The following is a 15,738-nucleotide window of genomic DNA, read 5'->3' on the forward strand; positions in this document are numbered from 1 at the left end:
CACCAACTCCGGCCCCCCGCCTTGGCCCCGGGCCCGCTCACCCCGCCCCGCCCGGGTACGGGCCCGGGCCACGGGCGCCGGGCCGGGGGCCCCCGGTCCGCGGTCCGCGTGCCATGGAGGCCCGCCGCCTGTGTTCGGCCGCCTTCGCCCCATCGGCCCGGCCCTGGCGCGCCGGGTCGGCCCGGTAGCCGGCGGGGCCGCCGTTGCGCATCAGCTCGCGGGTGATCGCCGGCGTCGGACGGCCCGGCCGTTTAGCGGTCTCGTCAGTGGCTACGCGCCGTAGAACAGTTCGTCGACCACCGCCCGGGCGCGCCGGGTGATGCGCCGGTAGTCGTCCAGCATCTCCCCGACCGTGCCCTCGGCGTAGCCGAGGTAGCGGCCGACCGCCCCCAGTTCGCGGGCCCCGGCGGGGAAGGTGTCGCCGGCGCGGCCGCGGACCAGCATCACGGCGTTGCGGACCCGCGTCGCCAACACCCAGGCCTCGTCCAGGATCTGCGCCTCCTCGGTCGGGATCAGCCCGGCCGCGTGAGCGGCCGCGAGGGCCTGGCGGGTACGGGTGGTGCGCAGGCCCGGTTCGACCCACGCGTGCCGCATCTGGATCAGCTGGACGGTCCACTCGACGTCGCTGAGACCACCGCGGCCGAGTTTGGTGTGCAGGGTCGGGTCGGCGCCGCGGGGCAGCCGCTCCGCCTCCATCCGGGCCTTGAGCCGGCGGATCTCCCGTACGCCGTCCTCGCCGAGCCCCTCCACTGGGTAGCGCAGCGGATCGATCAGCTCGATGAAGCGGCGGCCGAGCTCCTCGTCCCCGGCGACCGGCTCGGCGCGCAGCAGGGCCTGGCTCTCCCAGGTCAGGGACCAGCGCCGGTAGTAGGCGGCGTAGGAGGAGAGCGTGCGCACCAGCGGGCCGGAGCGGCCTTCGGGGCGCAGGTCGGCGTCGATGAGCAGTGGCGGGTCGGTGGTGGGCAGCTGGAGCAGCCTGCGCATTTCGGCGATGACGGTCTGGGCGGCCTTGGCGGCCTCCTGTTCGTCGACGCCCTCGCGGGGTTCGTGGACGAACAGGACGTCGGCGTCGGAGCCGTAGCCGAGTTCGTGTCCGCCGAAGCGGCCGACGCCGATCACCGCGAAGCGGGTGGGGAGCATGTCGCCGAAGTGGCTGTGGACGGCGGCGCGCAGGGCCCCGGCGAGGGTCGCTGCGGTGAGGTCGGAGACGGCTCCGCCGACCCGGTCGACGAGGGCGCCGTGGTCCTCCTCGGCCGGGTTGTCCTCCGTGCCGTAGGAGCCGATGATGTCGGCGGCGGTCGTCCGGAAGAGCTCGCGGCGGCGCACACCGCGGGCGGCGGCGACGGCGGCCTCGGGGTTCTCGGCGCGGCCGACGGCGGCGAGGACCTCCTGCTGGAGGGCCTCGTGCGTACGGGGTTGCAGGCCTTCGGGATCGCCGAGCAGGGCGACGGCCTCCGGGGCGCGCATCAGCAGGTCGGGGGCGAGGCGTCCGGCGGACAGCACGCGGGCGAGGTTCTCGGCGGCGGCGCCCTCGTCGCGGAGCAGGCGCAGGTACCAGGGGGTCTTGCCGAGGGCGTCGGAGACCTTGCGGAAGTTGAGCAGGCCCGCGTCCGGGTCGGCGGAGTCCGCGAACCAGCCGAGCATCACCGGCAGCAGGGTGCGCTGGATGGCGGCCTTGCGGGTGACGCCCGAGGCGAGGGCTTCGAGGTGGCGCAGGGCCGCGGCCGGGTCGGCGTACCCGAGGGCTTCGAGGCGCTGGCCGGCGGCGCGCGGGGAGAGCCGGGTCTCGCCGGGGGTGAGCTGGGCGACGGCGTCGAGGAGCGGCCTGTAGAAGAGCTTCTCGTGGAGGCGGCGGACCACGGAGGCGTGCCGGCGCCAGGCCTTGTTGAGTTCGGCGACGGGTTCGGTGCGCAGACCCATGGAGCGGCCGAGGCGCCGCAGGTCGGTCTCGTCCTCGGGGACGAGGTGGGTGCGGCGCAGCCGGTAGAGCTGGATGCGGTGCTCCATGGCGCGCAGGAAGCGGTACGCGTCGTGCAGCTGGGCGGCGTCGGCGCGGCCGACGTAGCCGCCGGCGGCGAGGGCGTGGAGGGCGTCGAGGGTGGTGCCGGAGTGCAGGGTGGCGTCGCTGCGTCCGTGCACGAGCTGGAGCAGCTGGACGGCGAACTCGACGTCGCGCAGGCCTCCGGGGCCGAGTTTGAGCTCGCGGTCGACCTGGGCGGCGGGGATGTTGTCGACGACGCGGCGGCGCATCTTCTGGACGTCGGCGACGAAGTTCTCTCGCTCGGCGGCCTGCCAGACCAGGGGTGTTATGGCGTCGATGTACTCGGATCCGAGGGCCGCGTCGCCGGCCACGGCACGGGCCTTGAGGAGGGCCTGGAACTCCCAGGTCTTGGCCCAGCGCTGGTAGTAGGCCATGTGGGAGGCGAGGGTCCGGACGAGGGGCCCGTTGCGGCCCTCGGGACGGAGGTTGGCGTCGACGGGCCAGATGGTGCCCTCGACGGTCGTCTCGGAGCAGATCCGCATGAGGTGGGAGGCCAGGCGGGTTGCGGCCTGAAGGGCCTTGCCCTCGTCCGCGCCGTCCCCTGCGGCTGCGCCGTGGGGAAACCCCACTGCAGCGTCGCCCACGAAGATCACGTCGACGTCGGAGACGTAGTTCAGCTCGTTTCCGCCGCATTTGCCCATGGCGATGACGGCGAGGCGGCAGAGCGCCGCGTCCTCGGGGGCGGCGGCGGAGGCGATCCGCAGGGCCGCGCGGAGGGTGGCGGTGGCGAGGTCGGCGAGCTCGGCGGCGGTCTCGGCGACGTCGATGGTGCCGCAGACGTCACGGGCGGCGATGGAGAGCAGGCAGCGGCGGTAGGCGACGCGCAGGGCGACGGGGTCGTGGGCGTCCGCGAGGCCGCGCTCGAAATCGGGGAGTCCGGGGTGCAGGTCGGCGGCCTCGTACGTGACGAGGCTGTGCCAGTCGCGGGGGTGGCGGGCGAGGTGGTCGCCGAGGGCCTCGGAGGCACCGAGCACACCGAGGAGGCGGTCCCGGAGGGGTTTGGCGCTGACGAGGGTGTCGAGGAGCCCGGGCAGTTCGTCGGGCGGCTGCGCCTCGGCGAGCCGTACGAGCCCGAGGAGGGCGAGGTCGGGGTCGGCGGTCGCCCCGAGGGCGTCGAGCAGCACCGGATCGGTGCGTACGGCTGCCAGCGCGCCGGCGTCGAGCAGCCGGGCGGCGGCGGAGGGGTCGGTGAAACCGCTGCGGAGCAGCCGGATGAAAGTGCTGCTCCTGCGTCCCGGGACTGTCATCCCGCCGCCTCCCGCGGTCGTCGCTGCCACTGGCGTGCTCTGGGATGAGCCTAGCCGGAGCAGGCGTTCGACTCACCGGCCGTCGTCCGCGGTGACCGGCGGAAACAGGGTCAGCCTGGCGGTGGGGGGAGGGATCGGCGCCTGCGGTGAAACCAACTTCACCGATTCGGCCTCTCTTTGACTGCTCAGCGGCTTCTCCCCCCAGGAACGAGCCGAGGGCGTGACCGATGCCCCCGGGCAGGGCCACGACGGCCTTCCTCGGCCTGGACGCGGAACTCCACACGTCCACCAGCCACGCATCCCCTTCCCGGCCCACCTGGCACCGCGCGGCCCGCTGACACGCCCACGACGAAGATCCCGTCGGGCACTGATGCGACACGTGGTCCGTCGCACCGTGCGTACCGCTGCCCCGTCTCGCGACCGCGTACCGCGTACCGCGCACCGCACGTGGATATCAGAACATTCCGGGATCTTCCGCCCTATGGTGGCGTGGTGAACGGTGATCAGCGAGTGCGGGACGACGAGGGGAGCGCGGCCCGGGTCCTCGCGCTGTCGGACGGTGTCTTCGCCATCGCGATGACGCTGCTGGCCCTGGACATCACCCTGCCCGCCGGGCTCGACCTGGCCGGTTTCGAAGAGGCGCTGCAGGAGGTGGTGCCCAACCTGTGGGCGTACGCCCTCAGTTTTGTGGTCATCGCGGCGTTCTGGCGGGGCCACCATCAGGTCTTCCGGTACGTGCGGGAGGTGGACGGGACGGTCGTCAAGCTCGGGCTGCTGAATCTGGGGCTCATCGCCCTGATGCCCTTCCCCACCACCCTGCTGGCCGAGTACGGGGACCAGCCGCAGTCCGTGGCCGTCTACTCCGGCGCCGCCGCGGCCATCGGGGCCGCGCAGCTCGCGCTGACGCTCGTGCTGTGGAAGCGCCCGTGGCTGAGCAGCAGGGCGATGTCCGATCCTGTGGCACGCAACGATGTCCTCGATCTGGCGTCGATGGTGCTGGTCTTCGCCGTCGCCGTGCCGCTCGCCTTCGTCTCCCCCATGGGCGCGCAGCTGTGGTGGGCGGTGCTGGTCCCGGTGAAGGTGGTGCTGGGCCGGCGGGGCAAGCGCCTGCGCGCGGCCGCCCAACCGTCCAGCGCCTCGGGCGGCTGAGGCGTCCAGGCGCGGTGTGAAGCGCCATTCGGGGGAACGACGGGTGTCGCGCACACGGGGGTCGCGGGTGCGGCTCCTACGTTCGGCTCCCATGACGTACGTACCGAGTCATCGCGCTGCCGGCCCCACCCGTCGCACCACGCTTGCCGGGCTCGTCGGCGGGGCCGGTGCCGTGCTGGCCGCCGGGTGCGCGCCGTCGGGCGCCTCGCCCGCGAACGCGCCGGCACGGGCCCCCTCCGATTCGGCCTCCGCCGCCGCGGGCGGACCCACACCCGGGGTGATGACCCTCTTCAAGGACCCCGCCTTCAACTTCAGCGGGCTCCTGGCACTCGGCGGAGCCGGTTTCGGCGCCGCCGAGGTGGGCGAGGTACTCACCGCCGTGAACACGATCAACAAGGCCGGCCTCTCTGCGCAGACGTACACCGAGACCTTCAGGAAACTCGGCGATCAGGTCGTCAAGCCGCCCCAGGGCGGCGCGTCCGGCGGGCAGACCACGCGCTTCCGTGCCCTGCGGGCCGCGCAGTACTACGCCCAGGCGCTGTTCTTCGTCCTCGGCTCCGACGACCCGGGCAGCGAGGAACAGCTGTACAAGGCAGGGCGCAAGGCGTGGGACACGTTCTGCGGGCTGTGCGACCCGGCGCCGGTGACGGCGAACGTCCCGTACCTCAAGACGCCGCTGCCGGTGTGGTTCTTCCGCCCGGACACCTCGGGCCAGCGGCGCCCCACCGTGATCCTCACGAACGGCAGCGACGGGCAGGACGTCGACATGTGGACCTACGGCGTCTCGGCCGCCCTGGCGCGCGGCTGGAACGCCCTGGTGTACGACGGGCCGGGCCAGGGGCAGCTGCTGTTCGTCAATCAAGTGGTCTTCACGCCGCGCTGGGAGACCGTCGTGACGCCGCTGGTCGACTGGCTGGTCGCCCGCCCGGACGTGGACCCGGACAAGATCGCCCTGACCGGGCTGAGCATGGGCGGGAACCTGGCGCCCCGGGCCGCGGCGTTCGAGAGCAGGATCGCCGCCCTGGTGGCGATGCCCGGTTGCTTGTCGCCGTGGCTCGGCTTTCCTGCGGAGCTCCGGAAGATCGTCACGCCGGACAAGGAGGAGACCAACGCCATCTGGAACAAGGAGGTCGTCCCCGAGCTGCCCCCGGACACGGCCGCGACGCTGAAGAAGCGCGTCGAGCCCTTCTCCGTGCCGGCGATGCTCGACGCCCGCAGGGGCAGGATGTTCACCGACTTCTGGACTCCCGCGACCCTCATCCAGTCGATGGACATCACGAGCGTCGTCGGTCGCATCACGATGCCCACGCTGGTTCTGGACTACGACGACGAGCAGTTCTATCCCGGCCAGCCGCGCCAGTTGTTCGACAAACTGACGGCTCCCAAGGACTACGTGAAGCTCACCGCGGCCACGGGCGCACAGCTGCACTGCTCCCCGATGGCCCCGCAGCAGCACTGCGAGGTCGTCTTCGACTGGCTGCAGGAGCAGCTGCCCGCCCGCTGACGCGAAGACGCCTCCGGACCGGTGGTCGGTGACCACCGGCCAGGAGTGCCGTGTGACTGGGGTACCGCCGCTGACCTGCGGTTACAGCACCGGGAGGTTCTTGCGGAGTTCGAAGGCCGTGACCTCCGAGCGGTACTCCTCCCACTCCTGCTTCTTGTTGCGCAGGAAGAAGTCGAAGACGTGTTCGCCGAGGGTTTCGGCGACCAGTTCGCTGCGTTCCATCAGAGAGATGGCCTCGCCGAGGTTCTGCGGGAGGGGCTCGATGCCCATCGCGCGGCGTTCGGCGTCGGAGAGGGCCCAGACGTCGTCGTCGGCGCCCGCCGGGAGTTCGTAGCCCTCCTCGATGCCCTTGAGGCCGGCCGCGAGGAGGACGGCGTAGGTGAGGTAGGGGTTGGCGCCCGAGTCGATCGAGCGGACCTCGACGCGGGCGGAGCCGGTCTTGCCCGGCTTGTACATCGGGACGCGGATCAGGGCCGAGCGGTTGTTGTGGCCCCAGCAGATGTACGAGGGGGCCTCGCCGCCGGAGCCGGCGGTGCGGGAGGAGCCGCCCCAGATGCGCTTGTAGGAGTTGACCCACTGGTTGGTCACCGCCGCGGTCTCCGCCGCGTGCTTGAGGAGGCCCGCGATGAAGGAACGGCCGACCTTGGAGAGCTGGTACTCGGCTCCCGACTCGTAGAAGGCGTTGCGGTCGCCCTCGAAGAGGGAGAGGTGGGTGTGCATGCCCGAGCCCGGGTACTCCGAGAACGGCTTCGGCATGAAGGTGGCCTGGACGCCCTGCTCCAGGGCGACCTGCTTCATCACCAGCCGGAAGGTCATGACGTTGTCGGCGGTGGAGAGCGCGTCGGCGTAGCGGAGGTCGATCTCCTGCTGGCCGGGGGCGCCCTCGTGGTGGCTGAACTCGACCGAGATGCCCATCGATTCGAGCATGGTGATCGCCTGGCGGCGGAAGTCCATGCCCACGTTCTGCGGGGTGTGGTCGAAGTAGCCGGAGTTGTCGGCCGGCACCGGGCGGGTGCCGTCCAGCGGCTTGTCCTTCAGCAGGAAGAACTCGATCTCCGGGTGGGTGTAGAAGGTGAAGCCGAGGTCGGAGGTCTTGGCCAGGATGCGCTTGAGGACGTAGCGCGGGTCCGCGAAGGACGGGGAGCCGTCCGGCATCAGGATGTCGCAGAACATCCGGGCGGTCCCGGGGGCCTCGGCGCGCCACGGCAGTATCTGGAACGTGCTCGGGTCCGGCTTGGCGATCATGTCGGACTCGTAGACCCTTGCGAAGCCCTCGATGGCGGAGCCGTCGAAGCCGATGCCCTCGTCGAAGGCCTGCTCCAGCTCCGCGGGGGCGACCGCGACGGACTTGAGGAAGCCCAGTACGTCGGTGAACCACAGGCGCACGAAGCGGATGTCGCGCTCCTCAAGCGTCCGGAGGACGAATTCCTGCTGCTTGTCCATGCCTTCATCCTCGCAGTTCAGACGGCCTGTGCACCACCGCCGCGGAGGTGGGGGCACAGTCGGGCCTGCCCAGTATCGCCAGTCGTGGTTTCCGCCACATTACGCACCCTGGAAAGCTCGCGGCACCCCCGCACTGACCGCGGACCGGTCATGAGCATTACCATCTGCGCCCATGGGGGGCCGGCAGTACACGCAGCGGGGGCGTCGCGGACGTCTCGCGCTCCGGCGTGCCGTCCTGCTGACGGTGCTCGGGGCGCTGGCCGGCGCGCTGTTCCTCTGTGCCCGACCGGGTGACCCGGGTGAGCCTCCGCGCGGCCCGGTGGCCGTGCGGGCGCACGGCGCGACACACGCAACGACGGCGCGCGCAACGACGACGCACGCGACAAAGACGACGCACGCAACGACGACCCACGCCTCGGAGCAGGCCGTCTGCGTGTCCCCGTACGACCGGCCCGGCTGCTCGCCCCTCGCGCACGTGACCCCGGGCGTCCTGCCGGTGCCGCCGCCCGCCGTGTCCGTGGCCGGCGGCGGGCAGCCGTCGCCCGCCGCGGACCCCGCCGGGGCGGGGCGGATCCGGCCGCCCGAGCCGCTGGCGCGCGCCCCCGACCTGCATGCTCTCCAGGTGCTGCGGACCTGACAGGTCCTGTTTTCGCGTTCCATCCACCCCCCTCAGCAGAAGGAACCAGGGCACATGGCCAGCAAGTCCGGCAGGACCCAGCAGAACACCGACCCGAACTCCCGCCAGGCGCGCATAGCCGAGATGCGCCGCGTCGAGAAGGCGCGGGAGCGGCGCAACAAGGCGATCGCGATCACGGCCTCGTCGGCCATCGTCGTCGGTCTCGTCGGTTTCGGCGCCTGGGTGCTGATCGACCAGAAGCAGGCGGAGCAGCGCGAGCAGGCGGCCGCGGAGAAGATCCGCAAGGAGGCCGAGGAGATCCGCAAGAAGCCGGTCGACGGCGAGCAGCTCTGGGACGTGAAGAAGCTGGGCCGCAATCACGTCGAGACCCCGGTGAAGTACGAGATGAACCCCCCGGTCGGCGGTGACCACCACCCCCGCTGGATGAACTGCAACGGGGACGTCTACAAGAACCCGGTGGCCGAGGTGAACGCCGTGCATTCGCTGGAGCACGGCGCCGTCTGGGTGACGTACAACGAGAAGGCCGCCAAGGCGGACGTCGACAAGCTCGCCGCGACCGTCGGCAAGACGCCGTACACGCTGATGAGCCCGGTCAAGGAGCAGACCGGCGCGATCATGCTCAGCGCGTGGGGCAAGCAGCTGACCGTGGACAACGCGGACGACCCCCGCGTGGCGCAGTTCTTCACCAAGTACGTGCAGGGCGAGCAGACCCCGGAGCCGGGCGCGGCCTGCACGAGCGGAGTGGCCGAGAAGTGAGCCGCCGCACCCCCCGTACGTACTGGGCCGCGGGCACGGCCGTCCTGCTGGCGCTGTTGTTCGCGGCGGGGGCCACGGTCACGGCCGCGAGCGGCGATTCCGGTACGGAGGCGGCCCGGACCCCCGGAGTCGACTCGCCGGACGCCGGGTTCGCCCGGGACATGGCGGTGCATCACCAGCAGGCGGTGGAGATGTCCTTCATCGTGCGGGACCGCACCCAGGACGAGGCGGTGCGCACCCTCGCGTACGACATCGCCAACACCCAGGCCAACCAGCGGGGCATGCTGCTCGGCTGGCTGGACCTGTGGGGGCTGCCGAAGGTGGTGGCCGGCGAGCAGCCGATGTCCTGGATGGGCACGGGCGGCGAACACGCCGGGCACACGGGCGGACACGCGGGACAGAGCGCCTCGCCCGGCGCGCTGATGCCCGGCATGGCCACCAAGGAGGAGGTGACCCGGCTGGAATCCGCCTCGGGCCGGGACGCCGAGGTGCTCTTCCTCCAGCTGATGACCGACCACCACAAGGGCGGCGTCACCATGGCCGAGGGGTGTGCGCAGCAGTGCGAGACCCCGGTCGAGCGGGCGCTGGCCCAGGGCATGGTCGACGCGCAGCGCTCGGAACTCACCCTGATGGCGGACATGCTCAAGCGGCGCGGAGCCACACCGCGCGGGTGACGGGACACGCCCGTACGGTGGTGGGAGGCGCCCTCTCACCCGTACGGGCGTGTGCTTCGCCGTGCGGGGGCCAGTGGGCCGAACGGCCGCACCACACCACGAAGCCGAACGACCCCTCCCGCCACGACGGGGACGCCGCCGGGCGCGCCCGCGCCCGGCAGCCAACGGCGTGCTCAGGAGGTTTGACGATGACCACCGCCGCAGAGATCATGCACCCCGGGGCCCAGTGGATCCCCGCGACCGAGACCCTGGACCGTGCCGCCGAGCTGATGGCCCGGCTCAACGTGGGCGCCCTGCCCGTCAGCGACGAGTCGGAACGGCTGTGCGGCATCATCACCGACCGCGACATCGTCGTGGCCTGTGTGGCCAAGGGCCACGACCCTTCGAAGGTCACGTGCGGCGACCTGTGCCAGGGCACCCCCCGGTGGATCGACGCCGACGCCGACGTGTCCGCGGTGCTGGACGAGATGGAGAGCCACCAGATCAAGCGTCTGCCCGTGATCAAGGACAAGCGGCTGGTCGGCATGATCAGCGAGGCCGACCTGGCCCAGCACCTGTCGGACGACCAGATGGCGGGCTTCGTCGAGAAGGTCTACGCCAGGCGCTGATCGGGCCGATCCGGCCGGCCGGGCATTTCCGGCTGATCCGGCTGATCCGGCCTTTTCGGCCGATCCGGCCTTCCCGGCTGTTCCCGCTGATCCCGCTCACCCGCTTCGAGGACCGCCCGGGCCACCTGGTCCGGGCGGTCCAGCATCACCAGGTGTCCGGCGGGCTCGGCGACCTCGAAGCGGGCGCCGAGCAGGTCGGCGAGGCCGGCCTGGCGGGCCAGCCAGCGCAGGGCGAAGCGGCCGGACGAGCCGTCGTGGCCGGCGAGGACGGTGGTGGGGGCCGCCAGCGGGTGCGTCCCGCGCAGGACGAGCAGTTCGGCGGCCATGTCCGGGTAGCGGGAGTTCTCCAGCAGTGCGCCGCGCCAGACGCGGCCGGTGCGGTAGCAGCGGCGTACGAGGTCCCCTGCGGCCGGGTCGGAGCCGCCCGTGCGGGAGGCCCGTACGGTGGCGCGCCGGGCCGGCACTCCCAGTGCGGCCGGCAGTCCGGCGGCGGTCACGGCCCGGCCGAGGGCGCGGGCGGCGCCGGTGCGCAGCGCGGCGGGCACGGCCGTACGGGGGGACTCCTCCACGCTGCCGTCGACCAGGACCAGGGCGGCGGTGCGTGCCGGATACAGGCGGGCGAAGGCCTCGGCGTGGAACGCGGCGATCGAGTGCCCGACGACGGTCACCGGGCCGGCGGCCGGGCCGGTGAGACCCAGGGCGTCCAGCAGGCCGGCGATGCGGTGGGCCTCCCCGGCCGTGGTCGGCGGCTCGCCGGCCGGGCCGCTGAGGCCGTGTCCGGGGCGGTCGAAGCGGACGACGGTGCGGCCCGCGGCGGCGAGCAGCGGGGCGACCGGGTCCCAGTCGAACCAGGCCATGGCGAGCCCGGCGCTGAGCACGCACACGGGGCCCCGGCCCTCGACGACGACGTGCAGCGGGACCCCGTCCACCCGGACGAACCGGCCGATGCCCGCGTCCCGGGGGCCCTGCGGCGGTCCGGGCGGGGGCGGAGACGGCGTCACGTACGGCCCTCCTTGTGGACGGAGTAGGCGAGCAGGCCCAGCCAGAGTGCCACGATCAGCACCTGCAGCCGCTGCCCGGCGCCCAGGGCCCAGGTCCCGCGCCCGGCGGTGAACAGCGCGATGGAGGACAGAGTCCAGACGGTGGCGAGCAGTTCGAGGACGACCAGCGCCGGTCCGTAGCGGGCGAGCGGGGCGAACCAGCCGTAGCGGCGGGCGGCGACGGTGAGGGCCACGATGCCGACGAGGGCCCCGGTCATGGCGAGGGTGCTGCTGACGGCGTGGGCCTGGTGGGTGGCGGGGACCAGTCCGGCGGTCTCCCGGGCGGCGCACTCGGGGTCCACGGTGGGCGTGCAGCTCAGCGGCAGCCAGGCGTCGGCGGCGGTGGCCGCACCGAAGAGGGTGACGCCGGCCCAGCCGACGACCGCCCAGAGGCGGCGCGACTCGGCGTACTTCAGCAGCCGGGACAGGGCCAGCAGGCCTCCGACGAAGGCGAGCAGCCCGGCGGTGAAGTCGGTGGCGCGGAAGAGACCGCCGAGCGGCTGGTCCTGGGCGGCGAGTTCGCTGACGTACGTCTGGATGGGGTTGAGACCCGTCGACAGGACGACTTCCAGTACCCACGCGGTGTAGACGGCGCCTGCGAGGCCGATGAGGATCGCGACCGGCCAGGCGGTCCGCGGAGAGAGCCCATGGGGGGACATAGTGTGATTAATCCTATGCAGACCCGTGGTCGGTCCTAAGGGCGGATACCCACCCCGGGTAGGGTTCCGGCCATGACGCGCAGTGTTCAGCGCGCCATCCGGGGGCCGCAGCTTCTGCTGCTCGCCACACTGCTGCCGGGCAGCGCCACACTGCGCACCCTGGGCCATCCGAGTGAATCCCACGCCATGGAGGACGTGCCTGCGGCGTGGTCCGTTGCCTCGACCGGGGCACCCGACCCCGCCGCGCACGGTGGCGCGCGCCACACTCCGGCGCCCGGGACGAGCGAGACGACCGGCGCGGCTCCCCACGGTGCTCGCGGTGCTCCGCACCGGGGCGGGGCGGGGACGGCGTCCACCGCCGCGATCCGGCCGGCCGAACTGGGCGTGCGGCCGCTCACGGCGGACGACTCAAGGCCGCCGGGACGGCCGCATCGGCCCGGGACGAGCCGGACCGTGCCTGCCGGGCGGGAGGCTGCCGGCGGACTTCGACGCGGACAACCCCGGTCTGTGGAGGGTGCATTGCCACAACCTCCACCACTCGGAGGCCGGGATGACGACGGTGCCCGGCTGCCAACAGTAGGCCGCGGCCCTGCGGTTGCGGGGCCGGCTCAGGCGGAGCCGGCCCCGGACCGGGCGGGAACTCGGGTGGTCGCAGGCCTGTGGCATGGCACCCTTGCGGTGATCGCGACAGCTGCTACAAGAGGACGACCCCGCCGGTATGAGCACCCCGCCGAACCCGCCCAGCACGCACGACGGCCCGCCGACGGAGCCGGAGGGTACCCCTGCTCCCGAAACGGCCCCGATACCGGCGCCCGCCCAGCCGCTCTCGCTCGAGAAGACCCCGGCCGCGGCGCCGACCCCCGAGACACCGGCGACTCCTGAGACCCCGGCAACTCCCGCGGCCCCTGAGGCGCCTGCGGCCCCGGTGACCGCTGAGGCGTCCGAGGCGCCCGCAACCCCGGAGGCCCCCGCAGTCCCGGAGATCCCGGAGCCCCCCGCCGCCGCGGCGGCCGCCGAGACGCCTGCGGTCCCCGCCGCCCCCGCCCCGGCTCCTGTCCCCTCGCCGTTCGCGCCGCCCACCCCCGCCGCCGCGTACTTCGGGGACGCCGGCGCACCCGGCGCCCCCGGCAACCCGTGGGCCCAGCCCGGCCCCGGCAACCCGTGGACCCAGCCCGACCCCGGCAACCCGTGGGCCCAGCCCGGCCCGGCCTTCGACGGCAGCCCGTACGCCGGGTACCCGCAGGCCCCGTCGACCAACAACGGCCTGGCCGTCGCCGCCGTGATCGTCGCCGGCTTCGCCATCCTCTTCGGCATCATGCCGTTCCTCTTCTGGGCCGGCGCCCTGCTCGCGGTGATGGCCACGGGACTCGGCATCGCGGCGCTCCGCCGTGCCGGCAAGGGCGCCCCGAACGGGACGATGGCCCTCGTCGGCACCGTCCTCGGCGTCGTCGGCCTCGGCGCCTCGGTCGGCGGCTTCTTCCTCACCGCCTCCGTCCTCGACGAGGCCGGAAAGGACGACGCCGAGGCCGCGATCAGCGAGGAGAGGCACGGGCTGGGCGGGCCCTACCCCAGCCGTGAGCCGTGGCCGACCGCGTCCCCGTCGCCCACCCAGGTCCCCGGCCTGACCAGCGCGCTGCCGTTCGGCGAGACCTTCACCTACCCGAACGGCGTGAAGGTGAGCCTGTCGGCGCCGAAGAAGTACGAGCCGAAGGGCATCATCGCCCGCGAGCAGGTCAAGAACGCCATCCAGATCACGATCACCATCACCAACGGCTCGTCCGCGCCGCACGAGGTGATCTACGCCGTGCCCAACGTCCGCGACGACCAGGGCATGACGGCCGACCTGGTCTTCGACAGCGGCGGCAGCGGCGGCGGGGTGCCGAAGATGGTCAAGGGATCGATCCTGCCGGGCGAATCCGCCAGCGGGATCGTGGCGTTCGAGATTCCGGAGGGCACCAAGAGCATCACCGCGGACATCGCCGCCGGGACCCTGCTCGACGACGTGATGTACGCCGGCCCCCTCGGCTGACGGGGCGCTCCCGGCAGGGCGGAACAGGCGGGGTCCAGGACATCGCGTCAGAAAGACGATTACACTGGGCCCGTGCCTCAACTTCGTCTCGCTCTGAATCAGATCGACTCGCACGTCGGCAACATCGCCGCGAACGCCGACTCGGTCGTCCACTGGACCCGGCACTCCGCCGAGCAGGGCGCCCACCTGGTGGCGTTCCCGGAGATGATGCTGACCGGGTACCCCGTCGAGGACCTCGCCCTGCGCGGCTCCTTCGTCGAGGCCTCCCGCTCCGCGCTGCGCGAGCTCGCCGAGCGGCTGGCGGCCGAGGGCCTCGGCGAACTGCCGGTCGTCGTCGGCTACCTCGACCGCACCGAGAAGGCGGTGCCCCGGCTCGGCCGCCCGGCCGGCTCCCCGGAGAACGCGGCCGCCGTGCTGCACCGCGGGCGGGTGGTCCTGCGGTTCGCCAAGCACCACCTGCCCAACTACGGCGTGTTCGACGAGTTCCGGTACTTCGTGCCGGGCGACACCCAGCCGGTGATCCGGGTCCGGGGCGTCGACGTGGCCCTGGCCATCTGTGAGGACCTCTGGCAGGAGGGCGGCCGCGTCCCGGCCACCCGCTCCGCCGGGGCCGGGCTGCTGATCTCCGTCAACGCCTCCCCGTACGAGCGCAACAAGGACGACCTGCGCCTCGAACTGGTGCAGAAGCGGGCCCAGGAGGCCGGCTGCACCCTCGCCTACCTGGCGATGATCGGCGGCCAGGACGAGCTGGTCTTCGACGGCGACTCGATCGTCGTCGACGCCGACGGCGAGGTCATCGCCCGCGCCCCGCAGTTCTCCGAGGGCTGCGTACTGGTCGACCTCGACCTGCCGGCCGCCCGCGCCGACGCCCCCGAGGGCGTGGTGGACGACGGGCTGCGCATCGACCGCGTGGTCCTGTCCGAGGAGCCGGTGGAGCCGTACAAGGCGGTCGTGACCGGCGGCTACGCCGACCGGCTCGACGACGACGAGGAGATCTACGACGCGCTGGTCGTGGGCCTGCGCGCGTACGTCAAGAAGAACGGATTCCGCTCCGTCCTGATCGGGCTCTCCGGAGGCATCGACTCCGCCCTGGTCGCCGCGATCGCCTGCGATGCCGTCGGCGCGCAGAACGTGTACGGCATCTCGATGCCGTCGAAGTACTCCTCGGACCACTCCAAGGGTGACGCGGCCGACCTCGCCGACCGGACCGGCCTGAACTTCCGGACCGTGCCGATCGAGCCGATGTTCGACGCCTACATGGGCTCGCTGGGCCTGACCGGTCTGGCCGAGGAGAACCTGCAGTCGCGGCTGCGCGGCACGATGCTGATGGCGGTGTCCAACCAGGAGGGCCACATCGTGCTGGCCCCGGGCAACAAGTCGGAGCTGGCCGTCGGCTACTCCACCCTGTACGGCGACTCGGTGGGCGCGTACGGCCCGATCAAGGACGTGTACAAGACGGACGTCTTCCGGCTCGCCCACTACCGCAACCGGGCCGCCGCCGAGCGGGGCGAGATCCCGCCGATCCCGGAGAACTCGATCGTCAAGCCGCCGAGCGCCGAGCTGCGCCCGGGCCAGGTGGACACGGACTCGCTGCCGGACTATCCGGTGCTCGACGCGATCCTGGCGCTGTACGTGGACCGCGACCAGGGCATGGAGGCGATCGTGGAGGCCGGCTTCGACCGGGAGCTGGTGGCCAGGACCCTGCGGCTCGTGGACACGGCGGAGTACAAGCGCCGCCAGTACCCGCCGGGCACGAAGATCTCCGCGAAGGGCTTCGGCAAGGACCGCCGGCTGCCCATCACGAACGGCTGGCGCGAGCACGCGTAGCCGCTGCGCCCGGCGGGGCGGCACGGACACGCGTAGCCGCTGCGCGCGGCCTGGGCGAGACGGACACGCGTAGCCGCTGCACGCGGCCTGGATGGGACGGAAAGGAGGGGCCTCGCCGCTGATG

General features: G+C 72.6%; 12 protein-coding genes and 1 pseudogene. 9 read left to right on the forward strand and 4 right to left on the reverse strand.

Annotated elements, in window-relative coordinates; all coding sequences use genetic code 11:
- Positions 1-270 precede the first annotated feature (270 nt).
- Positions 271-3,288 (reverse strand): bifunctional [glutamine synthetase] adenylyltransferase/[glutamine synthetase]-adenylyl-L-tyrosine phosphorylase, encoded by a 3,018-nt coding sequence (locus tag ACWGIF_RS35865; RefSeq protein ID WP_453503817.1) that lies wholly within the window; start codon positions 3,286-3,288, stop codon positions 271-273.
- A 489-nt stretch (positions 3,289-3,777) separates the two neighbouring features.
- On the opposite strand from ACWGIF_RS35865, the gene ACWGIF_RS35870 reads away from it, so the two are divergent.
- Both ACWGIF_RS35870 and ACWGIF_RS35875 read left to right on the forward strand, forming a co-directional pair.
- Complete coding sequence (locus ACWGIF_RS35870) at positions 3,778-4,437, forward strand: TMEM175 family protein (RefSeq protein WP_453503819.1); 660 nt, start codon at positions 3,778-3,780, stop codon at positions 4,435-4,437.
- A gap of 91 nt (positions 4,438-4,528) precedes the next feature.
- On the forward strand, positions 4,529-5,941 hold the full coding sequence (locus tag ACWGIF_RS35875; protein ID WP_453503820.1) for an alpha/beta hydrolase family protein: 1,413 nt from the start codon (positions 4,529-4,531) through the stop codon (positions 5,939-5,941).
- An 81-nt stretch (positions 5,942-6,022) separates the two neighbouring features.
- Here ACWGIF_RS35875 and ACWGIF_RS35880 read toward each other — a convergent pair whose 3' ends face one another.
- Complete coding sequence (locus tag ACWGIF_RS35880; RefSeq protein ID WP_453503821.1) at positions 6,023-7,384, reverse strand: glutamine synthetase family protein; 1,362 nt, start codon at positions 7,382-7,384, stop codon at positions 6,023-6,025.
- 172 nt (positions 7,385-7,556) lie between these two features.
- Here ACWGIF_RS35880 and ACWGIF_RS35885 point away from each other — a divergent pair, with 172 nt between their 5' ends.
- The 4 genes from ACWGIF_RS35885 to ACWGIF_RS35900 all read left to right on the forward strand — a co-directional run bounded on the left by ACWGIF_RS35885 (position 7,557) and on the right by ACWGIF_RS35900 (position 10,059).
- Positions 7,557-8,021: a hypothetical protein gene (locus ACWGIF_RS35885; protein WP_453503822.1), complete on the forward strand. Its 465-nt coding sequence runs from the start codon at positions 7,557-7,559 to the stop codon at positions 8,019-8,021.
- A 54-nt stretch (positions 8,022-8,075) separates the two neighbouring features.
- Positions 8,076-8,777: a DUF3105 domain-containing protein gene (locus ACWGIF_RS35890; RefSeq protein ID WP_453503823.1), complete on the forward strand. Its 702-nt coding sequence runs from the start codon at positions 8,076-8,078 to the stop codon at positions 8,775-8,777.
- Positions 8,774-9,451, forward strand: coding sequence for a DUF305 domain-containing protein (locus tag ACWGIF_RS35895; RefSeq protein ID WP_453503825.1), 678 nt, complete (start codon positions 8,774-8,776; stop codon positions 9,449-9,451). Before ACWGIF_RS35890 ends, ACWGIF_RS35895 begins: the two co-directional genes overlap by 4 nt.
- Before the next feature lie 188 nt (positions 9,452-9,639).
- Positions 9,640-10,059 carry a CBS domain-containing protein gene (locus ACWGIF_RS35900; protein WP_453503826.1) on the forward strand — a complete coding sequence of 140 codons (420 nt, stop codon included), beginning with the start codon at positions 9,640-9,642 and terminating at the stop codon, positions 10,057-10,059.
- Here the strand turns inward: ACWGIF_RS35900 and ACWGIF_RS35905 are convergent.
- Positions 10,044-11,006, reverse strand: coding sequence for an alpha/beta fold hydrolase (locus tag ACWGIF_RS35905; RefSeq protein ID WP_453503832.1), 963 nt, complete (start codon positions 11,004-11,006; stop codon positions 10,044-10,046). The two genes, ACWGIF_RS35900 and ACWGIF_RS35905, sit on opposite strands and share 16 nt — an antisense overlap.
- A gap of 50 nt (positions 11,007-11,056) precedes the next feature.
- Positions 11,057-11,758 (reverse strand): DUF998 domain-containing protein, encoded by a 702-nt coding sequence (locus ACWGIF_RS35910; RefSeq protein WP_453503828.1) that lies wholly within the window; start codon positions 11,756-11,758, stop codon positions 11,057-11,059.
- Positions 11,759-12,215: 457 nt separating this feature from the next.
- Here ACWGIF_RS35910 and ACWGIF_RS35915 point away from each other — a divergent pair.
- From ACWGIF_RS35915 to ACWGIF_RS35925, 3 genes and pseudogenes are all read left to right on the forward strand, one after another.
- Positions 12,216-12,338: pseudogene (locus ACWGIF_RS35915) on the forward strand (multicopper oxidase domain-containing protein); the annotation flags it as partial.
- Between the two features lie 345 nt (positions 12,339-12,683).
- The gene (locus ACWGIF_RS35920; RefSeq protein WP_453503830.1) at positions 12,684-13,787 is read left to right on the forward strand and encodes a DUF4190 domain-containing protein; all 1,104 of its coding nucleotides are present in this window, start codon (positions 12,684-12,686) and stop codon (positions 13,785-13,787) included.
- 72 nt (positions 13,788-13,859) lie between these two features.
- Positions 13,860-15,614, forward strand: coding sequence for an NAD+ synthase (locus ACWGIF_RS35925; protein WP_453503831.1), 1,755 nt, complete (start codon positions 13,860-13,862; stop codon positions 15,612-15,614).
- Positions 15,615-15,738: the final 124 nt, after the last annotated feature.

The organism is Streptomyces sp. NPDC054849, from assembly GCF_053610945.1.